Here is an 8,034-nt window from a genome sequence, read left to right on the forward strand (position 1 = left end):
GGATAATGTCGGGGTGAGTCACCGTCACAGGCTTGCCCTGTTCAATCTGACGCTTGAACAGCGGAATCACGGAACCGTTCGAGCCCAGCACATTGCCAAAGCGAGTCGTCACGAATTCGGTATCGCCACTCTTCTGCTGAGCCAAGAACTGCACAATCATTTCGCAGCAGCGCTTAGAGGCACCCATCACGTTAGTGGGGTTCACCGCCTTGTCGGTACTGATCATCACAAACTTCTTGACGCCGTTCAGAACCGCGAGTGTACCCATGTTAAACGTACCGATGACGTTATTTTTAATGGCTTCCATGGGGTTGTTTTCCATGAGCGGCACATGCTTATGGGCCGCCGCGTGGAACACCACCTGGGGCTTGTACTTCTTAAAGATCTGGTTCATGCGGAAGTAGTCGCGCACGCTTGCAATGATGGTCACCAGGTTCAGGTTGTTGCCATACTCCATCACGAGTTCCTGCTGAATATCGTAGGCATTGTTCTCGTAGATGTCGACAATAATGACCTGGGCGGGATTGTACTTTGCAATCTGGCGCACGAGTTCGCTACCGATGGACCCGCCACCGCCGGTGATCATGCATACCTTGCCGCCAATAAAGTCGTGAATTTCGGAGTTGTCAAACTTGATGGGCTCACGACCTAGAAGGTCTTCGACCTTGATGTCGCGAATTTGAGAAATGTAGGTCTGCGGTTCCGATTCCTTGACATCTTGCAGGCTACCCACGAAGGGCAACACCTTTACCGGCAGGTTTGTCTTGCCGCACAGGTCCAAGATGGCGGCACGGTCCTTGGGAGGACAACTGGGAATGGCGAAAATAATCTGCTCGATGTTTTCGAGTTTTGCGAGCTTTACGATATCGCTCGTGCCACCTGCCACCAGGACGCCGTTGACATACTTGCCAATCTTGTAGCGATCGTCGTCGATCAGGCATACGGGGTTGATGGTGTAGTTCTCGGCCGCACCCAGGGCACCCTTTTCGACAGGATTTTCTAGACGGCGAATTTCGGAGAGGAGCACCTTGCAGGCCTCCCCCGCCCCGATAATCATGGTCCTTTTTTTACGGGCTTCGGCAAGTCCTGCCCCAACCAACGAGACGAACGTTCCCTTGAAAATGTAGCGGAACAGACACACGCCCACCGTGGCAACCACGGCTGTCACAATGGTAAATGCGGCAAACAGATGCCCGGTAGATAGATAGCACAGGAATGTTCCGATTACAAATCCAGTCAGGATTCCCTTGACGCAGCTCAGGTAGTCTGCCAGGTTAAAATAGCGCCACAGCTTGTTGTAGGCCCCGAACAGTAGCTGGCATGCAAAGCAGCAGAAGGCACAGAGTAGCAGGAAAGAAAATAACTGTAGGCGGTCGATACGGTCGGCAAAAAAGGGAAGCGGCAGATTAACAATGAGTCCCGCCATGATGACAACGAACCCATCTACCAGGGCTAGTAGGCGCTTGCGCAGCCTGAAACTCGTAAATAGCAATCTATACTTGCGAATAGCCCTTCTTACAAATCTAACCATATTTCCACCTTCTTTACGCTAAATTTAGAACATTATCATAGTACGTAGGTAAACCGCTGGGTCGTCCCCCACCGTTATTTCACCTGTGAACGAGACGAACCGCCCATGGTAGCTTACCGAGGGGGTTGCGTTGTAATGCATCGGGGCGTCGTGAATAAAACGCTTGCGTCTTGGTTTCTCCGATAAACTTGGATAGGAATTTTCAATGTCGCTTCCAAAATCGGTCCCCTTCCATAGCCAGTTGTTGTGTATTCCCACATAAATGGATTGCCATTCCTCAATCGAAATGTTCGCATATAAAGTCCAGTCTGCAGATAAACTATTCGGGCCGTTGGGATTGCCAATGGGTATCCCTAAATGTGACATCTGAGCTTTTGCAGTATCAAAGTGACAATAGGTATAAGGTTCCACTCGTGCAATTTCGAAAACGGATCCTGTTTTAATTATTCGTTTTCCAATAGTAAAATTATGTGCAACATGCATGCCCAACATAGCGGCCCAACGATTGTTACTGTACTTATTTTCATATAACGCCACAGGAGATTCCATGTCATCTAAGAAAAATTCTCCATATAAGCGAACCGTATTAAACAACTGGTAATTGACATCAAAGGAAAGGGAGCCATTATTTGACAATTCTGAATAGTTTCCTTTTTCCATAAACAGAGGAACCACAGGCATAAATAGCCATGGTTTGTTATCATTGTATAATATCTGAATTTCGCTCATGCCTATTGTTAGATTACTTCCTGCTAGGGAGAGCTCATAGCGATGAGCGTACATATTTCTGTCATTCAGATTCTCAGGACTCCACCCCCAACGACTAACACGTAAATCGGCATAGGCACTAAAAATACGCATTGGACCAAAAGTAAAATCCAGAATTAACATATTATAGGGCAAGGCAAATTGATTCAGTGCAAGATTATTATAATACCCTGGTCCCCAATGCAATACATCGCGCGCCAGTTGCAACCGTACAAAAGCATAATTAAAACCCAGATGGGCACGGTAACGGGAATAACTCACATAGTCTGCGCCCGAATTATTTTTTTCATTTTGTTCATCGAAAATTTCACCATCGTAGCTTTGAGGTTTGCTTGCACTGTGATTTTCTGCATAGATTCGTGCATCCAAATCAAAATCAACGGAATCCACATAGCCACGCAAGAACAGTCCCCCATCGATTCCTGGCCAAATGGTATCGCCAAGCGCTTCTCCACCGCGGTAATCGAGACCGAGCAAGGGGGATGCCGCAATGGCAAAGCGGTGCGCCTCTGTACCAGAGCCGATGGAATCGGAATAATAGATGAGCGCACGGCTATCTGTCTTATGGAAGTCTTTTATGAAATTGTAATTACGGCGGGGGTATGTAAAAAACTGCCTGCCCTCCCCTACGGTTTGCGCATGGTATTCCATGAGCATGGGGGCGTAATCGAGCTGCCTTAAGTTGCGGGTTCGTTCTGCACTCACCACCGGCAAGGCGTTAGCCCATGCGCTCAATATGGCGAAAACAAGGAGAAATGGCAGCAGGAATTTAGGCATCGTCTTTATTTAAATAAGGGCCGGTCCTAGGACCGACCCAAAGTGTTTTAATGAGATGAACTACTTTTCGAACGGAACGAGTTCCACGCGACGGTTCTGTTCGCGGCCTTCCTTGGTGCTGTTGTCGGCAATCGACATCTCGGAACCGAAACCAATTGCACGCAGGCGGTCAGCCTCGATGCCCTTCTTTTTCAAGAAGTCCACCACGGCCTGGGCACGCTTTTCGGAAAGGGCCTGGTTTGCCGCTTCGGAACCGGTGTTGTCGGTATGGCCCTGAACTTCCAGGTTGGCGGACTTCACCTTGCGCATGAGCGAGGCAATGTCGTTCAACGTGGTGTAGCTCTTCTTGGTGAGCTTGGTAGAACCCGTCTGGAACTGGATTCCCTTCTTGAGCTGGTCCAGGTCTTCTTTCTTGTTCACCGGGCAGCCGTCTTCCTTGACGGCAATTCCTTCGAGGGTGTTGGGGCACTTGTCCAGATTGTCGGGAACACCGTCCTTGTCGCCATCGAGTACGCAACCCACGGAGTCGACCGGCATGCCGGCTGCCGTTCCCGGGCACTTGTCCTGGCCATCGGAGATACCGTCGTTGTCGCTATCGGCGGGGCAACCCGTAGAATCTACCGATATACCATCCTTAGTGTTGGGGCACTTGTCGAAATCGTCTGGTACACCGTCCTTGTCAAAATCCATCGGGCAACCGGTGCTATCGACGCTGATGCCGCTCTTTGTATTCGGGCACTTGTCCTGACTGTCGGCCACGCCATCCTTGTCAAAGTCGAGCATGCAACCCACGGAGTCAACCACGATGCCTTCCCTGGTGTTGGGGCACTTGTCCTTGAGGTCAGAGATGCCATCCTTATCGGTATCGACACGGTCAAGAGAATCCTGGCGGGCGCGTTCGGCAGCCTTCAGGGAGTCTGCACGGAAGGCAGAGTCAGAAGCGGTGCGGGCCGCATTGGCATCCGTCACGAAGGCGGAATCCTTGTCGGCGCAGCCATCGGTGTTCACCTTCACGCTATCCGGCGTGTTCGGGCACTTGTCGTAGGAATCGACCACGCCATCCTTGTCGCTATCGAGCGGGCAACCATTTTCGTCAACGGCAATCCCCTTTCTGGTGTGAGCGCACTTGTCCTTGTTGTTGTTCACGCCGTCACCATCGCTATCGCGGAACATGTCAGCACCAAAGCGCCAGGTGAGGAGGGCCGCACCGGCCACGAGCGGAGTCGGGGCGTAGCAGTAATCCACCTTGGAGCCATCTTCACCCTCGTAATGAATCATGCTGTTGCCACAACCCTTCATTTCTTCGTCACCATCGTAAGTGATGTTCTTGAGGGCACGGACCGCCACCTCTAGTCCCATGGCAAAGTCGATGTTATAGGGCAAGTGGAAACGGAGACCCGGGGTAATGAGCATCGGATCTTCGAACGGTTCAAACTTATATTCGCCCTTGCTCTGCAGTCGCATTTCGCCGGAGTATTCCAGGAACACGTCCATCCAGCTCTTGGGGAGCCAGTTCACGCCGGCACTGTAAACGAGCGTCTGGGTTTCGTCCAGATCAAGCGGATACAGGTAGCTTGCCGCCAAGTTGAAGCGGAAGGGTTTTGGATTACTCAGCTTGGTGAGGTCGGCCGTACCGACCAGGCCCGCAGAGAAAGCCCAGTCATCGGCAGTGAACGGCTGGGTGTAGCCATTGCCGTTCAAGTACCAAGCATGACGGGGGCGCACACCGGCATTAGATTCACCAGTCGGGATATACATGTTGAGCATCACGGCAAAGCCGTACCACTTGTTGGTGTCGAGCGGAATGCGGATCTTGGTCCACAGGTCCAGGTCGCCGCGGCTCGTGGTCCACTGGTTGGTACTACCGGACGGGCCATTGGAATTGGCATGTTCATAATACACGGGCAGAATTACGCCCACGTCCAAGTTATCCAGAAGACCGGCACTCACGAAGAAGTTTCCCGCCTGGGTATAGTCCCACCAGTTATAGCTGTAGTCCCTGCCGTCTTGCGTGTACTTGCCACCGCGAGCGAGCGACCAGCCGTCGATGGCGATGTTACCACCCGTACCCACGGCAAAGTTCCACTGACCGAGGGTCTTGGCATTGATCTGATGCAGACCGTCCGATCCACCTTCCATGCCTATCTGGGCGAAGGCGCAACCTGCGGCCAGTAAGGCGATCCCAAAGAGTTTTTTCATGATTTGTTTCCTTCTTCTAGGTAACTTTGGTACAAATTTAGTAAAAAAAGTTTCAAATTAACTTACGAAACGGACTAGTCCTTGTTGGAATATCCCTTTCCGTAGTATCCCTTGCCGTAATAGCCATATCCATAATAGTGGCCCGGCTCATATTCGCAGTGGTTCATGACGAAGGCGCAGGGCTTTTCGCCATAGCGGCGCAGGTTCTCGATATTTTCCTTGATCTGGCCCAGGGAATCTGAACCGTAATGGACCACCAGCAGCACGAAATCGACCAGCGGGTAGATGAGTTCGGCATCCGTCACCATGCTTACCGGCGGAGTATCTACGATGACCAGGTCGAATTCGGCCTTGAATTCCTCGAGCAGGTCCTTGAAGACCCCCTTGCGCAATAGTTCGCTCGGCGACATCAGGCGCTTGCCGCCCCCCATGACAAACAGGTTTGCACACTTGGACTCTACCACCACGTCGCGCCAGGCGGCCTTGCCCGAAAGCACCTCGGTCAGGCCCGCATGCTTGGAGCTGCGGATAACGCCACGGCGCATGTCTGCATCGATGAGCAGCACCTTCTTGCCGTTCAGGGCGTACACGGCCGCCAAGTTCTTGGAGACAAAGCTTTTGCCCACGCCCGGTACCAAGCCGCATACCATGAGTACCTTCTGCCCTTCGACCATGGAAAAGTCCACGGCCGTCTGCAGAGAACGAAAAGCCTCGCTCGCCTGGTCGTTCGGGGACGCCTCCACCAGGGTCTGCTTGCGGCGCTTGTCGCGCAGCAGGCGGTTCTTGGATTCCGGAATCTTCGCAAACACGCTGATGTCGGTGGCATGCTCCAGTTCCTGGGAACTTCGAATGCCGTTGCGCATCATGCGGAGCAGGAATACCAAAAGGACTCCCACCATGAAGGCTGCCGCTATGGAGCAGATAAGGATGTTGAATTTTTGGGGCTTACTCTGAATAGGTTCGATCTGTGCAAGGTCAACAATACGCACGTTGCCCACTTCGCCTGCGCGCACCACGCGCAGTTGCTGGATGTTGTTAAGCATGCTCGTGTACTGGGCGTTGTTGACGGAAACGTCTTCTTGCAGGCGCAAAACCTCTTGCTGCGTCACGGGCATGGATTCCGCATTTTTCTTGAGGCGTGCGAGTTCCCCGCGCAGGCGGTCTTGCTGTTTTACGATTGTCTGGACCGAAGGATGTTCTTCCTTGAACAGGCGGGCAGCCTCCTGACGGTGCTGTTCCAGCTGCAGCAACTGGCGCTGCAGGTCCATCTCTTTGTTCAGATGCGCCTGGGTTTCTCCAGTCATGTCGACAGAGCCTATCTTGTGGCGGTAATCGGCCAAAACTTTTTCGGCACTGTCGAGCTTGGCTTTCACGCCCGGTAACTGTCCTTCCAGGAATTCCAAGGTCTTTTCGGCCTCGGCACTGCGCATTTCCACATTCTGGCGCACGTAGGTATTCGCGATGGTGTTCAGGATAGAGGCAGCGCGATCGGCATACCGATGAGAATAGGATACGCCAATAATGCCGGTCTGTTTGCCCTGCTCGGCCACCTTGAGCGATTTTGCAAGGCCACGGGCGGCCAGTAGCGGGTTCGACATGGCGATTCTAAACTTTTCGCCCACCTTGGCCCGCATCAAGTTCACGCGAATGCGCAAGGTATCCCCCGCATACGGAGCCTTCAACAGGTCATCAATCTTGCCCTCGACCAGTTTAGATTCTTCGGGAGTGTACACAGCGTAAGAGTCCGCCCCCGTCACCACGGCCATCCAGCGTTCGCCACGGGCGATTTCGGGAATGTCCAAGAAGTCGATATCCATGCGCCCCTCGCGATGGAGCAAGCGGTTGAGCTTGTTCTGCGGGGTTGCCGAATATGTCAGGTGTTCCGCCTCCACCACCTGAGCCAAGACCATGCGACTCTTGATAAGCTGGATTTCGGCATCGGCGGGGCTCGGCATTTCTAGGAGGGCGCCCATCTCGCCCATTGCACGGCCCGCCTTGTTGCCCTTGATATCAATCTGTAGCAACAAGTCACTCGTAAACTGCGGGCGGATCCACTGCCCCACCGTCACGCCAATCACGGCACCAATGGCCAAGAACAGGCACAGGAAATAGCGTTTTTTCCACAGGATAAACAGGGCCTCGAGCAAGGTGATTGTGTTGTTTGTCTGGGCGGCCTGTGCCCCCACCACGACCATCTGTTGTTCTTTTTCAGCCATAAAATTCTCTCCCAATATTTTCGGACACAAAGATAAGAAATTTTACTTTGTTTTACTTGCCGTAGTAGCCCTTTCCATAGTATCCGTAGCCGTAACGGCCCGGTTCATGCTCGCAATGATTCATTACGATGGCCCCAGGCTTGTCGGAATAGCGGCGCACCCTCTCGACGGTCTCCTTGATTTCGTCCATGGAATGGCGACCGTAGTGCAGCACGAACAGCAGGTAGTCGACTAGCGGACAGATGAGTTCTGCATCGGTGACCAAATTCAGTGGAGGAGTATCTACAATGACTAGGTCGTACTTCTCTCGAGCCTCCTTGAGCAGACGGTCCATGGCGTCGCTACGGAGGAGTTCGCAAGCGGCTAGCTTTGTCTTGCCCGCATTCATTACGTACAGCCCGTCCACATGTTTCTGCGCGACGGCCGTGTCGAGCAGTCCGGCGATCCTGACGGTCTATACAGGAAAGGTGGTATCTATAAGGATATCGTCGACGCTTCTGCCCGAAGCCGCAACATAGAGAAACTCGCCGACACATTGGACAT

5 protein-coding genes are annotated in these 8,034 nt (G+C 52.8%); all 5 read right to left on the reverse strand.

Annotation, left to right across the window (positions count from 1 at the left end):
- On the reverse strand, nt 1–1,531 hold a 1,531-nt coding region (locus Q0628_RS03880; RefSeq protein ID WP_298768328.1), incomplete at its 3' end, for a polysaccharide biosynthesis protein.
- A 24-nt stretch (nt 1,532–1,555) separates the two neighbouring features.
- Nucleotides 1,556–3,076: a hypothetical protein gene (locus Q0628_RS03885; RefSeq protein ID WP_298768329.1), complete on the reverse strand. Its 1,521-nt coding sequence runs from the start codon at nt 3,074–3,076 to the stop codon at nt 1,556–1,558.
- A gap of 60 nt (nt 3,077–3,136) precedes the next feature.
- Nucleotides 3,137–5,275, reverse strand: coding sequence for an OmpA family protein (locus tag Q0628_RS03890; protein WP_298768331.1), 2,139 nt, complete (start codon nt 5,273–5,275; stop codon nt 3,137–3,139).
- A 74-nt stretch (nt 5,276–5,349) separates the two neighbouring features.
- A complete protein-coding gene (locus Q0628_RS03895; protein ID WP_298768332.1) occupies nt 5,350–7,491 on the reverse strand; it encodes a polysaccharide biosynthesis tyrosine autokinase in 2,142 nt (713 codons plus the stop codon).
- Between the two features lie 52 nt (nt 7,492–7,543).
- Complete coding sequence (locus Q0628_RS03900) at nt 7,544–7,879, reverse strand: AAA family ATPase (RefSeq protein ID WP_298768334.1); 336 nt, start codon at nt 7,877–7,879, stop codon at nt 7,544–7,546.
- Nucleotides 7,880–8,034: the final 155 nt, after the last annotated feature.

Source organism: uncultured Fibrobacter sp., assembly GCF_937877005.1.
Classification (GTDB): domain Bacteria; phylum Fibrobacterota; class Fibrobacteria; order Fibrobacterales; family Fibrobacteraceae; genus Fibrobacter.